At 68.3% G+C, this 19668-nt stretch carries 21 protein-coding genes and 1 pseudogene; 8 read left to right on the forward strand and 14 right to left on the reverse strand.

The features are described from left to right. Window positions 1-183 precede the first annotated feature (183 nt). Window positions 184-786 (forward strand): OmpW/AlkL family protein, encoded by a 603-nt coding sequence (locus H9L41_RS10215; RefSeq protein WP_028448088.1) that lies wholly within the window; start codon window positions 184-186, stop codon window positions 784-786. Window positions 787-860: 74 nt separating this feature from the next. On the opposite strand, the gene phbB is transcribed toward H9L41_RS10215, so the two are convergent. Beyond that, a complete protein-coding gene (gene phbB, locus H9L41_RS10220) occupies window positions 861-1598 on the reverse strand; it encodes an acetoacetyl-CoA reductase (RefSeq protein WP_444542017.1) in 738 nt (245 codons plus the stop codon). 237 nt (window positions 1599-1835) lie between these two features. On the opposite strand from phbB, the gene zapE reads away from it, so the two are divergent. From zapE to H9L41_RS10235, 3 genes are read left to right on the forward strand one after another with little or no spacing between them, the layout of a single operon-like run. Next, on the forward strand, window positions 1836-2996 hold the full coding sequence (gene zapE / locus H9L41_RS10225) for a cell division protein ZapE (RefSeq protein WP_051319425.1): 1161 nt from the start codon (window positions 1836-1838) through the stop codon (window positions 2994-2996). Next, complete coding sequence (locus H9L41_RS10230) at window positions 2996-4006, forward strand: NAD(P)H-quinone oxidoreductase (protein WP_245589270.1); 1011 nt, start codon at window positions 2996-2998, stop codon at window positions 4004-4006. The genes zapE and H9L41_RS10230 overlap by 1 nt, the downstream gene beginning before the upstream one ends. Then, window positions 4003-4350, forward strand: coding sequence for a hypothetical protein (locus H9L41_RS10235; protein ID WP_084300609.1), 348 nt, complete (start codon window positions 4003-4005; stop codon window positions 4348-4350). The genes H9L41_RS10230 and H9L41_RS10235 overlap by 4 nt, the downstream gene beginning before the upstream one ends. A gap of 249 nt (window positions 4351-4599) precedes the next feature. Here the strand turns inward: H9L41_RS10235 and H9L41_RS10240 are convergent, their stop codons facing one another. The 8 genes and pseudogenes from H9L41_RS10240 to H9L41_RS10270 form a co-directional block, all read right to left on the reverse strand. Continuing rightward, window positions 4600-5667 carry a porin gene (locus H9L41_RS10240; protein ID WP_028448084.1) on the reverse strand — a complete coding sequence of 356 codons (1068 nt, stop codon included), beginning with the start codon at window positions 5665-5667 and terminating at the stop codon, window positions 4600-4602. A gap of 414 nt (window positions 5668-6081) precedes the next feature. Beyond that, entirely contained in the window at window positions 6082-7011 is a 930-nt protein-coding gene (ispH, locus tag H9L41_RS10245; protein WP_028448083.1) for a 4-hydroxy-3-methylbut-2-enyl diphosphate reductase, read from the reverse strand. Window positions 7012-7355: 344 nt separating this feature from the next. Further along, window positions 7356-7436 (reverse strand): hypothetical protein, encoded by an 81-nt coding sequence (locus tag H9L41_RS26490; RefSeq protein ID WP_506256285.1) that lies wholly within the window; start codon window positions 7434-7436, stop codon window positions 7356-7358. After that, complete coding sequence (gene lspA, locus H9L41_RS10250) at window positions 7400-7837, reverse strand: signal peptidase II (protein ID WP_506256284.1); 438 nt, start codon at window positions 7835-7837, stop codon at window positions 7400-7402. Before lspA ends, H9L41_RS26490 begins: the two co-directional genes overlap by 37 nt. Next, window positions 7830-10723: pseudogene (gene ileS, locus H9L41_RS10255) on the reverse strand (isoleucine--tRNA ligase). Before ileS ends, lspA begins: the two are co-directional and overlap by 8 nt. Before the next feature lie 105 nt (window positions 10724-10828). Continuing rightward, entirely contained in the window at window positions 10829-11734 is a 906-nt protein-coding gene (locus H9L41_RS10260; RefSeq protein ID WP_187523888.1) for a bifunctional riboflavin kinase/FAD synthetase, read from the reverse strand. A 305-nt stretch (window positions 11735-12039) separates the two neighbouring features. Then, window positions 12040-12249, reverse strand: coding sequence for a flagellar basal body P-ring formation chaperone FlgA (gene flgA / locus H9L41_RS10265; protein ID WP_187523794.1), 210 nt, complete (start codon window positions 12247-12249; stop codon window positions 12040-12042). Next, the gene (locus H9L41_RS10270; protein ID WP_187523795.1) at window positions 12189-12524 is read right to left on the reverse strand and encodes an SAF domain-containing protein; all 336 of its coding nucleotides are present in this window, start codon (window positions 12522-12524) and stop codon (window positions 12189-12191) included. Before H9L41_RS10270 ends, flgA begins: the two co-directional genes overlap by 61 nt. Before the next feature lie 71 nt (window positions 12525-12595). Here H9L41_RS10270 and H9L41_RS10275 point away from each other — a divergent pair, with 71 nt between their 5' ends. After that, on the forward strand, window positions 12596-12862 hold the full coding sequence (locus H9L41_RS10275) for a hypothetical protein (protein WP_187523796.1): 267 nt from the start codon (window positions 12596-12598) through the stop codon (window positions 12860-12862). On the opposite strand, the gene H9L41_RS10280 is transcribed toward H9L41_RS10275, so the two are convergent. The 3 genes from H9L41_RS10280 to H9L41_RS10290 all read right to left on the reverse strand — a co-directional run bounded on the left by H9L41_RS10280 (window position 12842) and on the right by H9L41_RS10290 (window position 14646). Then, a complete protein-coding gene (locus H9L41_RS10280; RefSeq protein ID WP_028448078.1) occupies window positions 12842-13384 on the reverse strand; it encodes an RBBP9/YdeN family alpha/beta hydrolase in 543 nt (180 codons plus the stop codon). The two genes, H9L41_RS10275 and H9L41_RS10280, sit on opposite strands and share 21 nt — an antisense overlap. A 260-nt stretch (window positions 13385-13644) precedes the next feature. After that, complete coding sequence (locus H9L41_RS10285; protein ID WP_028448077.1) at window positions 13645-13860, reverse strand: TOBE domain-containing protein; 216 nt, start codon at window positions 13858-13860, stop codon at window positions 13645-13647. 492 nt (window positions 13861-14352) lie between these two features. Continuing rightward, the gene (locus H9L41_RS10290) at window positions 14353-14646 is read right to left on the reverse strand and encodes a hypothetical protein (protein ID WP_028448075.1); all 294 of its coding nucleotides are present in this window, start codon (window positions 14644-14646) and stop codon (window positions 14353-14355) included. Window positions 14647-15048: 402 nt separating this feature from the next. On the opposite strand from H9L41_RS10290, the gene H9L41_RS10295 reads away from it, so the two are divergent. Both H9L41_RS10295 and H9L41_RS10300 read left to right on the forward strand, forming a co-directional pair. Next, window positions 15049-16608 carry a DNA recombination protein RmuC gene (locus tag H9L41_RS10295; RefSeq protein WP_084300607.1) on the forward strand — a complete coding sequence of 520 codons (1560 nt, stop codon included), beginning with the start codon at window positions 15049-15051 and terminating at the stop codon, window positions 16606-16608. A 20-nt stretch (window positions 16609-16628) separates the two neighbouring features. Beyond that, window positions 16629-17120, forward strand: a complete 492-nt coding sequence (locus H9L41_RS10300; RefSeq protein ID WP_051319423.1) for a DUF4124 domain-containing protein — start codon at window positions 16629-16631, stop codon at window positions 17118-17120. Window positions 17121-17370: 250 nt separating this feature from the next. On the opposite strand, the gene H9L41_RS10305 is transcribed toward H9L41_RS10300, so the two are convergent. Beyond that, window positions 17371-17685 (reverse strand): RnfH family protein, encoded by a 315-nt coding sequence (locus H9L41_RS10305; protein WP_028448074.1) that lies wholly within the window; start codon window positions 17683-17685, stop codon window positions 17371-17373. Continuing rightward, a complete protein-coding gene (locus H9L41_RS10310) occupies window positions 17682-18110 on the reverse strand; it encodes a type II toxin-antitoxin system RatA family toxin (RefSeq protein WP_028448073.1) in 429 nt (142 codons plus the stop codon). The genes H9L41_RS10305 and H9L41_RS10310 overlap by 4 nt, the downstream gene beginning before the upstream one ends. 97 nt (window positions 18111-18207) lie before the next feature. Here H9L41_RS10310 and dnaB point away from each other — a divergent pair, with 97 nt between their 5' ends. After that, window positions 18208-19629: a replicative DNA helicase gene (gene dnaB, locus H9L41_RS10315; RefSeq protein WP_028448072.1), complete on the forward strand. Its 1422-nt coding sequence runs from the start codon at window positions 18208-18210 to the stop codon at window positions 19627-19629. The last annotated feature ends 39 nt before the right edge of the window (window positions 19630-19668 follow it).

A 19668-nucleotide genomic window follows, 5' to 3' on the forward strand; every position in this document is an offset into this window, starting at 1 on the left:
TATAAATAAGCCCATGTTTATAAAAGATTTAATCGGGAGCGATCCGGTCGGGATGAGCCGGATGGTCGCAAGGCGTGGCGTTTCGCGATTCTTATGATCTTGCGCAATATTGCATCGCAGCAAGGTGGCTAGAGTTCGCCGCATGCCGGCCAAGGGAGGCCGGCCATTCCCGGAGAACCCATCATGCAACGCACACTGTCCGCCCTCGCCGTCGCCCTGCTGCTCGCCGCCCCGGCCTACGCCGCCCAGGGCGACCTGCTGGTCCGCGTCCGCGCGATCGAGGTCGCGCCCGACGTCTCGACCAGCGGCACGCTGGCCACGCTCGACGTGGACGTCGACGACAAGGCCGTGCCCGAGCTGGATTTCACCTACATGCTGACCGACCACATCGGCGCCGAGCTGATCCTCGGCACCGCGCGCCACAACGTGACCGCCGGCGGCGCCAGCCTGGGCAAGGTCAGCCACCTGCCGCCGACCGTCACGCTGCAATACCACTTCGCGCCCCAGGCGACCTTCCGCCCCTACGTCGGCGCCGGCCTCAACTACACCCGCTTCTACAACGCCGACCTCAAGGCCGGCGCGGCCGAGCTCGAGGTCGACAAGAACAGCTTCGGCGGCGCGCTGCAGCTCGGCGCCGACATCGCCGTGAACAAGGACTGGTTCGTCAACCTCGACGTCAAGAAGCTGTTCATCAAGACCGACGTGAAGGTGAAGAACGGCCCCGGCCTCGGCTCGCTCAAGGTTGATCCGCTGGTGTGGGGCATCGGCGTCGGCACGCACTTCTGACCCGCGCTGTCCGCAGGCATGAAAAAGGGCGCCGGTGGCGCCCTTTTTCATCTGCACTTGCCGCGGAAGCCCGCTCAGAACATGTGCTGGCCGCCGTTGATGGCGATGTTGGAACCGGTGATGAAGCCGGCCGCGTCGCCGGCGAGATAGGCCACCAGCGTCGCCACTTCCTCCGGCGTGCCGAGCCGGTTGACCGGGATGCCCGAAATGATGGCGTGACGGATCTCTTCCTTGACCGCCATGACCATCTCGGTGGCGATGTAGCCCGGGCTCACGGTATTCACCGTCACGCCCTTCTTCGCCACCTCCTGCGCCAGCGCCTTGGTGAAGCCGTGCATGCCGGCCTTGGCGGCCGAGTAGTTGGTCTGGCCGAACTGGCCCTTCTGGCCGTTGATCGATGAGATGTTGATGACGCGGCCGAAACCGCGGTCGGTCATGCCGTCGATGAAGGGCTTGGTGACGTTGAAGACCGAATCGAGGTCGGTGCGCATCACCACGTCCCAGTCCACCTTGTTCATGCGGCGGAAGGTGGTGTCCTTGGTGATGCCGGCGTTGTTGACCAGCACGTCGACCGGGCCGACCTCGGCCAGGATGCGTGCGGCCATCGCCTGGCTGGCCTCGTAGTCGGCCACGTCGCACTGATAGGCGTGGAAGACGTAGCCCTTTTCCTTCTGGTCGGCCAGCCACTGGGTTTCCTTGCCCGGGCGGCTGTAGGTGGTGACGACCGTGTGCCCCGCGTCGGCGAGTTTCTGACAGATGGCGGTACCAATGCCGCCCATGCCGCCGGTAACGAGTGCGATTCTGCTCATGATGCTTGGCTCCTGGGTTTGCGTGCTTGAGACAGGGTATTGCTGATGACGACGATTGGGGAAAGGTTCCCCGGTTGGCATGGCCACCGGCAAGGCCCGGGCCGTTTTGTGAATGATTGGTTTCGGTACGGCCGTTTTCAAATATATACGAGTGTTTGCGACTGGTCTTGCCCGTGATTGCTACAGTTGCGGCCGATCGCGGCTTTATAATCCGCGGCGATTACCCGCCTGTTTCCGGATATGTCCCAGCACGCCTTCACAGCCCACATCCAGCCCGGCACGCCGCCGCGGCAATGGTACGAGACCGCGGCCGAACAGCCCGGTTTCCAGCGCGATCCGGCCCAGGAGGCGGCGATCGGCCACCTGCAGCGGCTCTACGACGACCTGATCGAGTTCAAGCGCAAGCGCGACCGGCTGTTCGGCCGCAGCCTCTTGCCGATGCCCGATATTCCCAAGGGCCTGTATTTCTGGGGCGGCGTGGGCCGCGGCAAGAGCTTCCTGATGGATGGCTTCTTCGCCTGCGTGCCTTACCAGCGCAAGCGCCGGCTGCATTTCCACCATTTCATCCAGGAAATCCACGATCGCCTGCGCGCGCTCAAGAACGCGGCCGATCCGCTCGCCATCGTCGCCGACGGCATCGCCGAATCGACGCGGCTATTGTGCTTCGACGAATTCCACGTCTCCGACATCGCCGACGCGATGATCCTGGGCCGGCTGTTCACCCACCTGTTCGAGCGCGGCCTGGTGCTGGTGGCGACCTCCAACTACGCGCCCGACGACCTGTATCCGAACGGCCTGCAGCGGCAGAACTTCCTGCCCACCATCGAGCTGATCAAGCGCAACGTGGTGGTGGTCAACGTCGACGGCGGCCACGACTACCGCATGCGCACGCTGGAGCAGGCGCGCACCTACCTGGTGCCCGATTCGGCCGAGACCGACGCCGAGCTCGACGCGATCTTCTCGCGCCTCGCCACCGCGGCCGACCTGCCGCCGGAGCTGACCATCGAAGGCCGGCAGGTCGTCGCGCGCCGCCACGCGCCCGGCGTGGTCTGGTTCAGCTTCAAGGAACTGTGCGAAGGCCCGCGCGCGCAGACCGACTACCTGTGGCTGGCGCGCCAGTACCACACGGTGATCGTGTCGGGCGTGCCCAAGCTCGCCGCGCGCGAGTCGTCGGCGGCGCGGCGCTTCACCTGGCTGGTCGACGTGTTCTACGACTACCGCGTCAAGCTGATCCTGTCGGCCGCGGTGCCGGCCGAGCAGATCTACACCGAGGGCAGCTTCGCCAACGAATTCTTCCGTACCGCCAGCCGGCTCACCGAGATGCAGTCGCGCGAGTACCTGGCGCTGCCGCACGAGGCCGGCAAGACCCAGGACGCCACGCTCAGCGTGGCGCTGACCTGATGCAGCCGCCGGCCCGCATGCGCGCCGTGCTGCAGGACGGCCCCGGCGACGCCGCCACGCTGCGGCTGGGCGAGACCGCCACGCCGCGGCCCGGACCGAACGAGCTGCTGGTGCGGGTGCACGCCGCCGGCGTCAACCGGGCCGACCTGGTGCAGCGCGAGGGCCGCTACCCGCCGCCGCCGGGCGCCTCGCCGCTGCTCGGGCTCGAGGTGTCGGGCGAGGTCGCCGCGCTGGGCGATGACGTGGCCGGCTTCCTGGTGGGCGAGCCGGTGTTCGGCCTGGTGGCCGGCGGCGGCTATGCCGACTACGCGCTGCTCGATGCCGGCTGCGCGATCCGCAAGCCGGCCGGCCTGAGCCATGCCGAAGCGGCCAGCCTGCCCGAGGCGTGGATGACGGCCTGGCTCAACCTGGTCGAGCTGGCCGCGCTGGCGCCGGGCGAGACGGCGCTGGTGCATGCCGGCGCCAGCGGCGTCGGCGCCGCGGCGATCCAGCTTGCCGGCCTGTGCGGCGCGCGCGCGATCGCCACCGCCGGCGGCGAGGCCAAGGCGGCGTTCTGCCGCGCGCTCGGCGCCGTCGCGGCGGTCGACTACCGCACGCAGGATTTCGCCGAGGCGGTGCGTGCCGAAGGCGGCGCCGACGTGATCCTCGATCCGGTCGGCGGCGACTATCTCGAACGCAACGTCGCCAGCCTCAAGCCCGACGGCCGGCTGGTGCTGATCGGCCTGATGGGCGGCGCGGCCGGCCGGCTCGACCTGGGCCGGCTGCTGGTCAAGCGGCTGAGCCTGCGCGGCTCGACGCTGCGGCCGCAGCCGGCGGCGGTGAAGGCCCGGCTGAGCGACGCGCTGCGCGAACAGGTGCTGCCGGCCTTGCTGCGCGGCGAGATCCGGACCACGCTCGACCGCTGTTTCCCGTTCGAGCAGGTCGCCGATGCGCACCGCCATCTCGAAGCCAATCTCAACCTCGGCAAGGTCGTGCTGACGCTCGACCCGGCCGCCATGGAGCAGCCATGAACATCCGCTTGCATCTTCTCGCCCTGCCGCTGGCCTGCCTCGCCGCGAGCGGCTGCGCCGTGGTCACGGTGGCCGGCGCGGCGGTCGGCATGGCTTCCACCGCGGTCAGCGTCGCCACCACCGCGGTCGGCGTCACCGCCGACGTCGCCGTGGCCACCGGCAAGGGCGTGGTCAAGGCCGGCAGCTGGGCGGTCGACGCTGCCACCCGCGATGCGCCGGCCAAGGCGGCCAAGCCGGTGGTGGTGCACGAGACGGTGGTCCCTGCCGCGCCGGCGGCGCCGGTCGAAGGGGTGCCGGCGTCCGACGTCGAGGTGAGGCCGCTGCTCCAGCCGGCCGCGGAGTGAACCCGGCCTGGGCAGGGCAGCCCATTCGGCCGGCTGGTCTACTGCTGCCGTGCAATCACTTCGAGCCCTGCGCGGGCGGCCTCTTCGAGTACGACATCGTCCTGCCGCCGGATTTCCTCGACCGGGCGCTGGGCGCCGCTGCTCGCCCCGCCTAGCCGGCGTGCCGGACGGCGAATAAAAAAACACCCCGCCGAGGCGGGGTGTTTCCATTCCAGCGACCGCGGCGGAACCGCGGGCTTGAACGACGGCTTAGAACAGGTGGATCAGGCCGGTCGTCCAGGCGCTGTTGCTGCGGTGACCCGCGGCTTGGCCAGCGCTGGTTTCCAGCACGCTGCCGGTGGCAGCCAGGTTGTCGTCGTTGCTGGCGCGGGTGAATTCGGTGTAGACGATGGTGCGCTTGGACAGCGCGTAGTCGCCACCGATGGCCCAGTAGGAGCCGCCCGAGTTGCTGATGGTGCCGGCGTTGGAATCGACATCGCCCAGCGTGGTGTAGCCGAAGCGGACGTTGCCGTTGCCGATCGGCTGGGTGACCACGCCGATCCAGGTGTCGCGGTCGGCCTTCACGGCGCCGTTCTTGAAGTTGGACTGACGGTAGGCCAGCTTGAAGTTGGTACCGGCGTTCGGGATGGTGTAGCCGGCGCCCAGCAGGTAGTTGTTGATCTTGTTGCCCTTGACCGTGGCCTTGGTGCCGTCGGCAACCGCCAGGGCCAGGTCCTTCTGGCTTTCGAAGGCGCCAACGATCTGGAACGGACCGTTGTTGTACTCGGCCGAGCCGATGATGGCGCTCGGCGAAACGCCGGTGGTGTCGTTCTTGGCTTCCATGTCGCCGTACTGCAGCTTGGCCACGAAACCGTTCATGTCGGGCGTTTCGTAGGCGATGTTGTTGCTGGCGCGGTAGTAGGCACCATCGATCAACAGGCTGTTGATCATGGTCGAGTTGCCGTTGAAGCCGTCGAAGTTTTCCTGGGCCAGGTCGAAGTAGGTCTTGCCGCGGCCGAGCTTGACGGTACCGAAGTCGCCTTGCAGGCCGACCCAGCCTTCACGGTTGGCGAAGCCGGCGGAAGCGCCGGTGTCCAGGGCGACCTTGCTTTCGATCTTGAAGAACGCGTTCAGGCCGTTGCCCAGCGCTTCGTTGCCCTTGAAGCCGATGCGCGAACCGGTGTCTTCGACGATAGTCTTGCGGGTCACGCCGTCATCGACGACCGACACGGCGGCCTGGGCGATGCCGTAGACGGTGACGTTGGTGGTGTCGGCATGTGCGAAGCCGGTGGTTGCGAACAGGCCGGCCAGAGCGGCAGCGAGCGGTGCGTATTTCATTGATTCGTCCTTTTCTGCATGGATGTACTTATTGGGCAGGGTTCGGGAGCCGGTAGGCTCTCCCATGACTTGCGCATAAATTGTCGGGCGCCGGCGGCTCGAATGCATTGGGGAAAACCTGAGCCAGCGCTGAGCAACTTTTACAACGCCCGGCGGTCTTGCTGCGGCGCAGTATCGCCGATGTGCGATTAATTGTTTGAATATGAATGGAAATTAAGAAAAATTTAGTCCTGTCTTGTCGCTGTGCAGCATGGCAATTCCGGCGAGACAAGCGGAAATTGTGCCTGTTGCAGTGTTGTGACAAAAACACAGAAATCGGTCGTTTGTGAGGTAGTTCACGAATATCGGCTTACAAAAAGCGATCGCCAGCCGCTGGGCTGGCGATCGTGGTATGGCCCGGCGTTGCGCGGATGCCTAGGTGTTGAGGCCCTTGGGCAGCGAAAACACCACACCCTCGACGGTGCCTTCCATCTCCCGCACCGATTGCGCGCCGAACGACTGGATGCGCTCGATCACCTCGCGCACCAGCACCTCGGGCGCCGAGGCGCCGGCGCTGACGCCGACGTTGGACTTGCCGGCGAACCAGGCCGGGTCGAGCTCGGAGGCGTTGTCGACCAGGTAAGCGTCGAGCCCGGCATTGGCCGCCACTTCGCGCAGGCGGTTGGAATTGGAGCTGTTGACCGAGCCGACCACCACCACGATGTCGGTCTGGCCCGACAGCTTCTTGACCGCGTCCTGGCGGTTCTGGGTGGCGTAGCAGATGTCGTCCTTCTTGGGGCCGACGATGCCCGGGAAGCGCGCCTTGAGCGCGGCCACCACCACGGCGGCGTCGTCCATGCTCAGCGTGGTCTGGGTCACGTAGGCGAGCTTGCTGCTGTCGCGCACTTCGAGCCTGGCCACGTCTTCGGCATCCTCGACCAGGTACATGCCGCCGTTCGACTGGCCCATGGTGCCCTCGACCTCGGGATGGCCGCGGTGGCCGATCATCACGATCTCGAACGCCTGTTCGCGCAGCCGCTTCACCTCGAGGTGGACCTTGGTGACCAGCGGACAGGTGGCGTCGAACACCTTGAGGCCGCGCGCCTCGGCTTCGCGCCGCACCGACTGCGGCACGCCGTGGGCCGAGAAGATCAGCGTCGCGCCGGCCGGCACGTCGTCAAGCTCCTCGATGAAGATCGCGCCCTTCTGCTTGAGATCCTCGACCACGAACTTGTTGTGGACGACCTCGTGCCGCACGTAGATGGGGGCGCCGAACTGGGCCAGCGCGCGCTCGACGATGGCGATGGCGCGGTCGACGCCGGCGCAGAAGCCGCGGGGATTGGCGAGAATGACCTGCATGTGCATGGGGTTCTACCGGGTATGACTGGGATTGGGCGCCATTTTAACCCATGGGCCGGATCGGTCTGCCGCAAAGTGGCGTGCGCCCGTTGATATCGCTCGCCCCTCTGGCTTGGCCATCCTCCCCAATGGAGTGGCAACCGTTGCGCAAGTCACGGTGGGCCAAAGTCCCACTGACGAGCGTAGCGAGGCCCCTCTGGTCCACCCCACGAAGTCTCCGACTTCGCGGGGCCCCGGGCGGCGAGGGCGGGGGGATTGACTCAGAGCAAGCCGCTGATTGTCCGGTCACTGAACGCAAACGCCCGGCATTGCCGGGCGCTGTACCGAAAGTTGCTGACCACCATTGCGATTCAAGTGCGCTTAGGCTTGCCGCTGGCGAAGCTGTCGATGACCATCAGCGCCGCGCCGAGGCAGATCGCCGAATCGGCGATATTGAACGCCGGCCAGTGCGACACCCCCAGTAGGCGTCGAGGAAGTCGATCACGTGGCCGTACAGCACGCGGTCGATCACGTTGCCCAGCGCGCCGCCGAGGATCAGCGCCAGCGCCGCGGCGAAGCGCGTCTCGGCGTGATGGCGGCGCAGCAGGTGCACCAGCACCACGGCGACCACCAGGCCCAGCACGGTGAAGAAATGCCGCTGCCAGCCGCCGGCCGAGGCCAGGAAGCTGAAGGCGGCGCCGGGGTTGTAGGTGAGCACCAGGTTGAAGCCCGGGAACAGCGGAATCACGTCGCCGTAGTTCAGCGCCGCCTCGACGGCGAGCTTGCTCGCCTGGTCGAGCACGATCACCACGGCCGCCAGCACCAGCCAGCGGGCAAGGCCGGCCTTAAGCATGCGTGCGCACCTCGCCCGAGCCGAACAGGTTGCTGATGCAGCGGCCGCACAGCGTCGGATGCTCGGCGTGGCGGCCGACCTCGGCGCGGTAGTGCCAGCAGCGTTCGCACTTGGCGTCGCCCGACGCGGCGACCTCGATCCGCGTCTCGGTACCGGCCTGCAGCGTCAGCTTCGACACGATCAGCACGAACTTCAGGTCGTCGCCGAGCGCCTCCAGCAGCGGGTACAGCGCGGCATCGGCCGTGATGGTCAGCTCGGCCTGCAGGCTCGAGCCGATCCGGCCGGCCTCGCGCAGCACCTCCATGTCCTTCTTGGCCTGCGCCACCAGCTCGCGCACGCGCGCCCAGTCGCCGGCCAGCGCGGCGGCATCGGCCGGCAGCGGCAGCTGGTGCCAGGTGTGCAGCAGCGTGTTGTCGGCGTCGTTGCCGTTCAGCGTAGACCACACCTCGTCGGCAGTGAAGCTCAGCACCGGCGCCAGCAGCAGCGCCAGGCTGCGGGTGATGTGGTGCAGCGCGGTCTGGGCCGAGCGGCGCGCCGGGCTGCCGGCCGCGGTGGTGTAGAGCCGGTCCTTCAGAATGTCGAGATAGAAGCCGCCCAGGTCCTCGGCGCAGAAGCGCTGCACCGTCTGCATCGCGGTGTGGAAGCTGTAGCGCTCGTAGTCGGCCAGCACTTCCTGCTGGAAGGCCTGCGCCATGGTCAGCGCGTAGCGGTCGATGGTCAGCAGCCGGTCGACCGGCAGCGCGTCGCGCGCGGCGTCGAAATCGCTGAGGTTGGCCAGGAGGAAGCGCAGCGTGTTGCGGATGCGGCGGTAGGTATCGGTGACGCGCTTGAGGATCTCGTCCGAGATGCTCATCTCGCCCGAGTAGTCGGTGCAGGCCACCCACAGCCGCAGCACGTCGGCGCCGAGCTGGTCGATCACCTTCTGCGGCACCACCACGTTGCCCTTGGACTTGGACATCTTCTCGCCCTTGCCGTCCACGGTGAAGCCGTGCGTCAGCAGCTGCTTGTAGGGCGCGCGGCCGGCGGTGGCGCAGCCGGTCAGCAGCGAGGACTGGAACCAGCCGCGGTGCTGGTCCGAGCCCTCGAGGTAGAGGTCGGCGGGAGGACTGTTTTCATCGCCGCTGTCACGGCGCAGTTCCGGCCGCTGCCGCAGCACGGCGAAGTGGGTCGAGCCCGAGTCGAACCAGACGTCGAGCGTGTCGTTGAGCTTGACGTAGTCGCGCGCTTCCTCGCCCAAGAGTTCGGCGGCGTCGAGCGAGAACCAGGCGTTGATGCCGGCCGTCTCGATCCGCTTGGCCACGGCTTCGAGCAGCTCGAGCGAGCGCGGATGCAGCTCGCCCGAATCCTTGTGCACGAAGAAGGTCATCGGCACGCCCCAGTTGCGCTGGCGCGAGACGCACCAGTCGGGGCGGTTGTTGATCATCGCCTCCAGCCGCGGCCGGCCCCAGTCGGGGAAGAACTCGGTGGCGTCGACCGCCGCCTGCGCGCGCCGGCGCAGCGTCTCGCCGGCGATGCCGGGCTTGTCCATGCCGATGAACCACTGCGCGGTGGCGCGGAAGATGATCGGCGTCTTGTGGCGCCAGCAGTGCGGGTAGCTGTGGTTGAGCTTGACGTTGGCCAGCAGCGCCTCGCGCTCGGCCAGGATCTCGATGATCTTCGGCACCGCCTCCCACACCGTCTGGCCCTCGACCAGCGCCACGCCGGCCTTGAAGCGGCCGTCGTTGCCGACCGGGTTCTCGTCGCTCAGGCCGTAGTGCTGGCCGACCAGCCAGTCGTCCAGGCCGTGCGCCGGCGCGGTGTGGACCAGGCCGGTACCGGCGTCGGTGGTGACATGGTTGCCCAGGATGATCGGCGATTCGCGGTCGTAGAACGGGTGCAGCAGGGCCAGGTGCTCCAGCTTGCTGCCGTGCGCCTGCGCCACCACCTCGGCCGAATCGAAGCCGTAGCGGGCGATCGCGGCGGCGGCCAGCTCGCGCACCAGGATCAGGAGGCCGCGCGGCGTCTCGACCAGGTCGTAGGTCAGCTCGGGGTGCACGCAGACCGCGCGGTTGGCCGGCAGCGTCCACGGCGTGGTGGTCCAGATCACGGCGTAGGCCGGGGTGTCGGCGATGCGGGCGGCGTCGAGGCCGAAGGCGGCGGCCAGCGCGGCGCGGTCCTTCACGGCGAAGGCGACGTCGATGGCCGGGCTGACCTTGTCTTCGTACTCGACCTCGGCCTCGGCCAGCGAGGAGCCACAGTCGACGCACCAGTGCACCGGCTTCTGGCCGCGCACCATGAAGCCGTTGCGGTGCACTTCGCCGAGCGTGCGGACGATGTCGGCCTCGGTCTTGAAGGCCATGGTCTTGTACGGGTCGTCCCAGTCGCCGATCACGCCGAGGCGGACGAAATCCTTCTTCTGCCGCTCGATCTGGATCTCAGCGTATTCGCGGCACAGCGTGCGCACGAAGTCGGCCGGCAGGTGGATGGCGCGGGCGTCGAGGCCGTGCTCCTGGCGGTAGGCGACGATCTTGGCGTGGATCGAGGGGTGGCCTCGATGGCCTTCTTGTCGCCCTTCACCAGCTTCTCGATCTGGTGCTCGATCGGCAGGCCATGGCAGTCCCAGCCCGGCACGTAGGGCGCGTCGAAGCCGGCCAGCGTCTTGGTCTTGACGATGATGTCCTTGAGCACCTTGTTGACCGCGTGGCCGATGTGGATGTCGCCGTTGGCGTAGGGCGGGCCGTCGTGCAGGATGAACTTGGGCCGGCCGGCCGAGGCGGCGCGGACGCGCTGGTACAGCTTCTGTTCCTGCCAGCGGGCCAGGAAGCCGGGCTCGCGGCGGGCCAGGTCACCGCGCATCGGGAACGGCGTGTCGAGCAGGTTGACGGGGTATTTGTTCTGTTCAGCCATGGCTGGAGATCTCGGGAAAGCTGCGGAATGCGGACGAGGCGGGCAGGGCGGCCGGGGCGGCGCGGCCCGCTTCGCGTGGAAGTCGGTGCGGATTCCCCCGTCCGCTCACGGACGGGGGCGGCTAATTCGTTCGCTGTGCTGGCGCTCGCGGTAGAAGGCGCGGGCGTGGTCGACGTCGAGCCGGATCTGCGCGATCAGCGCGTCGAGGCCGTCGTACTTCTCCTCGTCGCGCAGCTTGTGCAGGAAATCGACCTGCAGGTGGCGGCCGTACAGGTCGCCGCTGAAGTCGAGCAGGAACACCTCGAGCGCGTAGCGGCCCGAATCGTCGACCGTGGGCCGCTTGCCGAGGCTGGCGGCGCCGAGCAGCGGCGTAGCGCCGGCGCCGTGCACTTCGGTGACGAAGATGCCGGCCAGCGGCGGGCGGTTGTGCTTGATCTGGATGTTGGCGGTCGGGAAGCCGATCTCGCGGCCGAGCTTGTTGCCGTGCACCACCCGGCCGCTGATGCGGTAGGGCCGGCCCAGCAGCTTGCCGGCGAGCGCCAGGTGGCCGGTGGCCAGCGCCTCGCGCACCGCGGTGCTGGAGGCGCGCTGGCCGTCGACCGCGATCTCGGGCATCGCCTCGGCCAGGAAGCCGGCGCGGTGGCCGAGCTCGGCCAGCAGCGCCTGGTCGCCGGCGCGGCCGCGGCCGAAGCGGAAATCGTCGCCGACCAGCACGTAGCGCGCACCGATCTGGCGCGCCACCACGTCCTCGGCGAAGGCTTCGGCCGTGAGGCCGGCGAAGCCGTGGTTGAAGTGGGCCAGGTAGACGCGCTCGACGCCGGCCTCGCGCAGCAGCTCGAGCTTCTCGCGCAGGCTGGACAGCCGCGCCGGCGCCGCGGCCGGCGCGAACAGCTCGCGCGGGTGCGGCTCGAAGGTGAGCACGGCGGCCGGCAGGCCGAGCCGGCGCGCTTCGCCGACCAGGCGGTCGAGCATGGCGCGGTGGCCGCGGTGCAGACCGTCGAAATTGCCGATGGTGAGGGCACAGGGGCCGGCTGAGCGGAAGGGGCGCCGCGGAAAACCTGCATGGGGCGTTGTCGAAAAACCGGCGGGAAGAAGCGCTCGATTCTACTTGGCGGGGGAGACAGGGTCTAGGCGATGCGGCATTGCATCAATCGGCGCCCTGTGGATCGCCGGGTTCGATGATTTTACCGCGGAGGACGCAGAGGACGCGGAGGTCGGGCAAGGTGGCATGGCTTCTTCCGCGTCCTCCGCGGTGAATTGCATTTCATGCGGACCACGCCGCGTGGGCAGGCAGTTGCCCCACCGTGCTCCGGATCTCAGTAACGGATCTCGACCGTGCCGCCGGAGCGCGCGATGCCCTGCACGGTGGCGCCCGAATTCATCTTGACGCTGACCGGCTGGCCTTCGTTGGCATTGTTCATCGCCCGGCCCTCGCTGGCGACCTCGAAGCCGTTGCCCTGGGCGATCACCTTGACGAATTCGTTGGCCTTGACCGCGAACGGCGCGCGCAGCTGGTCGCTGCGCAAGGGGCGCCGGCCGGGGTGCCGCCGATCAGCGTGCGGCCGATGGCCTGGGTGTGGTCGACGATGACGGTGGCGGGCAACTGGGCCAGGTCGCCGCTGCGCCGCTCGATATCGTTCTCGTTGATCTCGTGGCCCGAGGGCAGCGCGCGGCTGGCGATCCAGTAGTCGGCCTGGATCGAGACCGCGGCCGGCAGGTTGACGCTCCAGCGGGCGCCCTTGACGCAGGCGATGCGCAGGCTGGTGTTGCCGGCCAGCCGGGCGCCCTGCGGCAGTTGCACGTCGAGTTGCTGGCAGGGGCGAGGCGGAGCCGGTTGTCGAGCTTGCCGAGCTGGAAGCTGGCGCGGTCGCCGTGGGCGGCGAGCTGGCCGGTGAGGAAGCGCGCCGCCGCCTCGTGGATCGCGGCAAGGCTCTGCTGCGCCTCGGCAGCGAAGCCGGCGGTCGAAAGCACGAGTGCAAGGATGAGGCTGCGGAGCATTGCGAAGCGCGCTATGACGTCGGGCTTTCCAGTGTGGAACCGGATGCCGTGAAACGCAAGCTCGGCGCCGCTTTCCGGCTGCCCGTCAGCGCGATCGACCGGCGCGGCGGCGGCCGGTGTTCAGGCTGCCCGCCGGCATAGCGCGTCGAGCAGCGCGCGGCCCTCGGGCCAGGCGCCGAAGCCGGCCGCCGCGTTGATGTGGCCGGCGCCGGCCAGCGTGACCAGCCGTGCGCCCCAGGCCGCGGCGAAAGCCCGGCTGCGCGCCGGCTCGCAGAACGGATCGTCGTCGCTGGCGACCACGGTAGCCGGGAAGGGCAGCGGGTCGAACGGGATCGGTGCGAAGCCGACGATCTCGGCCGGCGCGTCGCCGCGCCCCACGTCGGCCGGCGCGACCAGCAGGGCGGCGGCGACCCGGCCGTGGCGGTTGGCGGTGCGCGCGCTCCAGTGCGCCAGCGTGATGCAGCCGAGGCTGTGGCAGACCAGCACGGCGGGGCCGTCCAGCGCGGCCAGGTGGCGGTCGAGCGCGGCGACCCAGTCGTCCAGCTGCGGACGATCCCAGTCCGCCTGCGCCACGCGGCTGCTGCGGGGGAGCGCGGCCTGCCAGATCGATTGCCAGTGGTCGGGGCCGGAATCCTGCCAGCCGGGGTGGATGACGATGTTCATGGTGGGAAATGGTGATGGGGCTGCGGCAGATTGCATGGGATCACGCGAGCATGGCAAGGCTTGGTTAATACCGCGGTGACGCCGGCCAGGAATCGCGCACGAGCGAAGCGAGGCGCCCTCGCGGCGGCGAGGGCGGGGGCGTATGAATGAATCAGGGCGCGCCGTTGATCGAGCGTGAGCTGGCCTCGAGCGCCCGGCTTTGCCGGGCGTTTATGCGCAAACCGGATTGCCGCTGACGCCGGTCAGGGCGTCAGGCGCGCTCAGAGCTTGGCGATCGAGACCTCGGTCGACTTGACGAAGGCGATCACCTCGGAGCCGACCTGCAGCTCGAGTTCCTTGACCGAGCGGGTGGTGATCACCGAGGTGACCACCCCGGCCGGAGTGGCGACGTCGACTTCGGACACCACCGGGCCTTCGATGATCTCCTTGATGGTGCCCTTGAACTGGTTGCGGACGTTGATGGACTTGATGGTCATGGCACGGCTCCTGGCTGGAAGGTGAGGGGTGTAGGAGCGGATTCAGCCGCGCATGGCGGTCGTGCCGTCGATGCTTCCGCGGCTGAAGCCGCTCCTGCGGGGGCGATTGCGCGGGGGCATGGCGCCCATTGCAACTGGGTCGGCAAGCGCGCCGGCAGCGGCACGGCCGGCGCTTCGGTACTGGCCTGGCCCGGCACGCGGTCGAGGATGGCGGCCTCGTAGGCGGCGAGCCCGGCCGCGCCGCGGCTGGTGCCGAGGTAGCGGCTGTCGCCGTGGGGCGGGAAGGACCAGAAGACCTTCATGGTGCGATCGCTTTCAATTCGATTCGGTGGCGGCCTGCGGCACGGATCCACCGCCGCCCGCTCCCGGCCAGGAGTCAGGCCGGGAGCGGGACAGCCCGCGCTCCCCAACGCGGGTGGAGGTGGAATCGTCGCTGCTGCGTGTCCGCTGCGCCGTTGTGGTGGCCGGCGCGGAGCCTTGGTAGGTCGGGCTTCATGCCCGACGACGGCCCTGGCCGGCGGCGCTGTCGGGCCTAAAGCCCGGCCTAGGGATTGGCAGGCGCCCGCGCAAGTTGGCAGCCCGCCGCGCCTGCTTGATGTCGATCGGCTTCGGGATCAATTTGAGACCGTGGAACACGTCGGCGGTCATCTGCTGCCCGGCGCCGACCTGGGCGGTCACCGGCTTGACGCCGCAGCTGGAGCGCGCCAGCGCCGGCTCCTCGAGCGCGCCGCTGTAGGCGGCCTTGTAGACCGGCGCGGCCACCGCCAGGCCGTCGGTCCGTGCCACCTGGCGGAGGAAAGCTGGCCACCTCGGTCGAATGCTTCCAATCGCACAGCAGCGCCTGCGGCGGGAAATCGGCGACGCCGACCGGCTGGCTGTCCACCGCGTGGCTGGCCGGTACGGCGGTGGCGCGTTGCAGCAGGGCGGCGGATCGCGAGAGACTGTTGGGACTGCCGGCGAGGGGCACGACGCGGGTCATTTACTTATTCCTTGGCTGGATTGTTTTTGTTCGTCTTATGCTTGGGATGAATAATTGATCGAGCCAATAATTCGATCAAGGAATAACAAATTGTTTTTTTATTCCATTGTGGAATTATGTGCGTGCCGTGCGGCCGACCCGTCCGTAGGTCGGCGCCGGCCTTCGGCGTATCATCCGCGGCTGCATGTCATGCTTTTGGAATATTTCCCATGATCGAAGTCTTGTTCGGCATCGTCGCGCTGGTGGTCTTGCTGGCGGCCGGCCTGGTGGTGGTGCGGCTCGGTGTGCTGGCCGAATCGCAGCGCAGCACGCTGGATCTGCTCACCGCGCAGATGGAAGAGAAGCACCGCGCCATGCTGAACGACCTGCATGCCGGCCTGCAGCGCCAGTCTGACGCGCTGAGCCAGGGCTTCAGCCAGCAGTCCGAGCGGCTGCGCGGCAGCGTGCAGGAGTCGGGCGACCGGCTGCGCGACAGCATCGGCCAGTCGTTCGACCGGCTGCGGGAGAGCGTCGGCGGCGAGCTCAAGGACACCCGGGTCGGCCTGGACCACCTGCGCTCGACCCAGACCGAGGCGCTGCAGGCCAGCCAGATCGCCCAGACCCAGGCGCTGCAATCGATGCAGCTGACCCAGACCCAGGCGCTGGCCGACAGCCGCGAGGCGATCGCCAAGCAGCTGGCCGAGATCTCGCAGGCGGTGCAGCAGAAGCAGGACAAGCTGCGCGCCGAGGTGCTGGAGACGGTGGGCAAGCTGGTGGTCGACCAGAGCCGCACCCAGCAGGCGCTGCTGCTGGACACCCTGCGCCGCACCACCGAGCAGCTGACCCAGACCATCGGCCAGCTGAGCAAGACGGTCGACGGCCGGCTCGAGCAGATCTCTGGCAAGGTCACCGAGCGGCTCGACGAGGGCTTCAAGAAGACCAACGAGACCTTCGCCAGCGTGATGGCGCGGCTGGCCACCATCGACGAGGCGCAGAAGAAGATCGACGGCCTGACCACCAACGTGGTCAGCCTGCAGGAACTGCTCGGCGACAAGCGCTCGCGCGGCGCCTTCGGCGAGGTGCAGCTGGAGCACCTGGTCAGCAACGTGCTGCCGGCCGACTGCTATGCGCTGCAGGCCACGCTGTCCAACGGCACGCGGGCCGACTGCATCCTGCGGCTGCCCGAGCCGACCGGCACGGTGGCGGTCGATTCCAAGTTCCCACTGGAGAACTACCACCGCATGTTCGGCGCCGCCGACGGCGAGCGGCTGGCCGCCCAGCGCCAGTTCAAGGCCGACGTGAAGAAGCACATCGACGCGATCGGCGACAAGTACATCGTGCCGGGCGAGACCGCCGACGGTGCGGTGATGTTCGTGCCGGCCGAGGCGGTGTTCGCCGAGATCCACGCCTATCACCCCGAGCTGGTGCAGTACGCGATGCAGAAGCGGGTGTGGATCGTCTCGCCGACCACCATGATGGCGGTGCTCAACACCGCCCGCGCGGTGATCAAGGACGTCGAGACGCGCCAGCAGGTGCACATCATCAAGGCGGCGCTGTCCAAGCTGTCGGACGACTTCCGCCGCTTCGACCAGCGCATGAAGAACCTCGCCACCCATATCCGCCAGGCCCACGAGGACGCGCAGCAGGTGCAGATCAGCAGCGAGAAGATCAGCAAACGCTTCGTCGAGATCGAGCACGTGCGCTTCGAGGGCGAGACCGGCGCGGTCGGTGCCGCGGCGGCCGGCGCGGCCTCCGGCATCGCGCTGGCGGCGTCCGATTCGATCAATTGAATCCGCTAGGAAACGACACCATGAAATACGCTTCCCTGTCCGTCCTGCTGCCGCTGGCCGCCTTGCTGGCGCTGGCGCCGCCGGCCGCCGCCCAGGTCTACAAATGGGTCGACGCCAACGGCAAGGTCCAGTTCAGCGACCAGCCGCCGCCCGATGCCAAGGCGCAGGCCGTCAAGATCCCGAAGACCAGCGGCAGCGCGCCGGCGGCCGCGCCCGCTCCTGCGGCGCCGGCCGCGCCGGCTGCCGGTGCGGCGACGCCGTCCGGCGCCAAGCCCAAGGTGGTCGAGGCCGGCCGCGCCGAGCAGGAAGCCGAGAACAAGCAGACGGCGATCAAGAACTGCGCGATCGCGCGCGACAACCAGCGCCAGATGCAGAAGATCCGCCAGGCCGACCGGGTGACGATGAACAACCCCGACGGCACCAGGCGCACGCTGAACGGCGCCGAGCGCCAGGCTGAGCTGGACAAGGTGAAGGGCGAGGTCGACAAGTGGTGCGGGCTGGCGGGCGAGTGAGGCCGTCGCGTCGGGCGTGATGGCCGAGCGCTTGCGGGCGTGGCAGGCGCGCCCGTAGGAGCGGCTTCAGCCGCGAATGGCGGCCGTATCGCATGGCCCGGCCGGGCGCATCGCCCGATCCGGCGGATTTACCTAGCCTGACGCATTCGCGGCTGAAGCCGCTCCTGCAGGGGCCGTCGGCATGGGCGTACCGGCGGGGGCGTACCGGCGTGAGGATGCCGGCGGGAACGGCTCGGTAGGGCGCTCGCGCCTAGCCGCCGCGCTTCATGGTCTTGCCGGCCGCCACGCGGCGATGGCGCGCATCCTTGGGGTCGGCGATCAGCGGCCGGTAGATCTCCACCCGGTCGTGCTCGCGCAGCACGGCATCGGCCGCGCAGGCGCGGCCATGGATGCCGAGCCTGAGGTGCTGCGCGTCGATCTCGGGGAATTCGGCCAGCAGCTTCGAGGCGGCGACCGCATCCATGGCGGTGCTGCCGGCCGGCAACTGCAGCGCGACCAGGCGCTGCCGCTCGGGCCGCGCATAGGCGACCTCGACGTGCAGCAGGGGAGTGGATAGCGTGCTCATCCGTGCCGCCGCTCCGCTTCCTTGACGAAGGCATCGACGAAGGTGCCGGCGATCTTGCCGAACACCGGGCCGATCAGGCCTTCGAGCGCGCGATTGGAAAATTCGTAGTCGAGCTCGAATTCGACCTTGCAGGCTTCTTCGTTCAAGGGCGTGAAGCGCCAGGCGCCGCTGAGGTTGCGGAACGGGCCGTCCTTCAACTCCATCGCGATCAGGCCGGGCTGCTTGCGGTTCTCGGTGGTGAAGCCCGAGCGCAGGCCGAGGTAGTCGATGCCGACGGTGGCCACGGTCCAGTCATCGTCGCGCAGGTGCACCTCGGCATGGCCGCACCAGGGCAGGAAGCGCGGGTAGTCCTCGACGCGGTCGACCAGCTCGAACATCAGCGAAGCGGGGAAGAGGACGAGGACGGACTTGCGGACTTGCGGCATGAGACTCGGACGCGGCTGGTAGAATGGGCAGCTTCCGCGGGAAGCCGCGCGCATCCTACCCGCCGCAACGCCCTCCGGGCAATCGAACAGAATCAGCATGCCATTGGACCAAGACTTCGACGATTTCGATCGCGCGCCGGCCGAGCCCGACGCACAGATCGCCGCCATCCGTACCCCGCCGCATTCGGTCGAGGGCGAGCAGTCGGTGCTCGGCGGCCTGCTGATCGACAATTCGGCCTGGGACCGCATCGCCGACATCGTCACCGAGGCCGATTTCTACCGCGACGACCACCGCGTCATCTTCCGCCACGTCGCCAAGCTGGTGGAGACCGGCCGCCCGGCCGACGCGGTGACGGTGGCCGAGTCGCTCGACAACGCCAACCAGCTGTCCTACGTCGGCGGCATCACCTACCTGGCCAGCCTCGCGCAGAACGTGCCGAGCTCGGCCAACATCAAGCGCTACGGCGAGATCGTGCGCGAGCGCTCGATCATGCGCCAGCTGGCTGCCATCGGCACCGAGATCGCCGACGCCGCCTACAACCCCTCGGGCCGCGAGGCGGCCCAGCTGCTCGACGAGGCCGAAGGCAAGGTGTTCGAGATCGCCGAGCAGTCGGCGCGCGGCAAGCAGGGCTTCCTCGGCATGCCCGAGCTCTTGAAGGAAGTCGTCACCCGCATCGATACGCTGTACAGCCGCGACAACCCCGACGAGGTCACCGGCGTGCCGACCGGCTTCACCGATCTCGACAGCAAGACCTCGGGCCTGCAGCCGGGCGACCTGATCATCGTGGCCGGCCGGCCGTCGATGGGTAAGACGGCTTTTTCGGTGAACATCGCCGAGAACGTGGCGATCGACGCCGGCAAGCCGGTGGCGATCTTCTCGATGGAAATGGGCGGCGCCCAGCTGGCGATGCGGATGATCGGCTCGGTCGGCCGGCTCGACCAGCACAAGATCAAGACCGGCCGGCTCGAGGACGACGACTGGCAGAAGCTGACCTACGCCGCCGGCAAGCTCAGCGAGGCCAATATCTTCATCGACGAGACGCCGGGCCTGACCGCGCTCGAACTGCGCGCGCGGGCCCGGCGGCTGGCACGCCAGTTCGACGGCAAGCTCGGCCTGATCGTGATCGATTACATCCAGCTGATGTCGGGCTCGGGCAAGGATCAGAACCGGGCCACCGAAGTGGGCGAAATCTCGCGTTCGCTCAAGGGCCTGGCCAAGGAGTTGCGGGTGCCGGTGATCGCGCTGTCGCAGCTGTCGCGCTCGGTCGAGCAGCGGCCCAACAAGCGGCCGATGATGTCCGACCTGCGCGAATCGGGCGCCATCGAGCAGGATGCCGACTTGATCATGTTCCTGTACCGCGACGAGTACTACAACCGCGATTCGCCCGACAAGGGCCTGGCCGAGGTGATCGTCGGCAAGCACCGGAACGGTCCGACCGGCATCGTCAAGCTGACCTTCCTGGGCCACTGGTCTCGCTTCGAGAATGCGGCGCATGGCGGGTGGTCGGATGGCGAATAGCGGTAAGGGGTGAGGTGTTAGGGGTGAGGTGTTGACCCC

The sequence above is a fragment of the Chitinimonas koreensis genome (assembly GCF_014353015.1).
GTDB classification, from domain to species: domain Bacteria; phylum Pseudomonadota; class Gammaproteobacteria; order Burkholderiales; family Chitinimonadaceae; genus Chitinimonas; species Chitinimonas koreensis.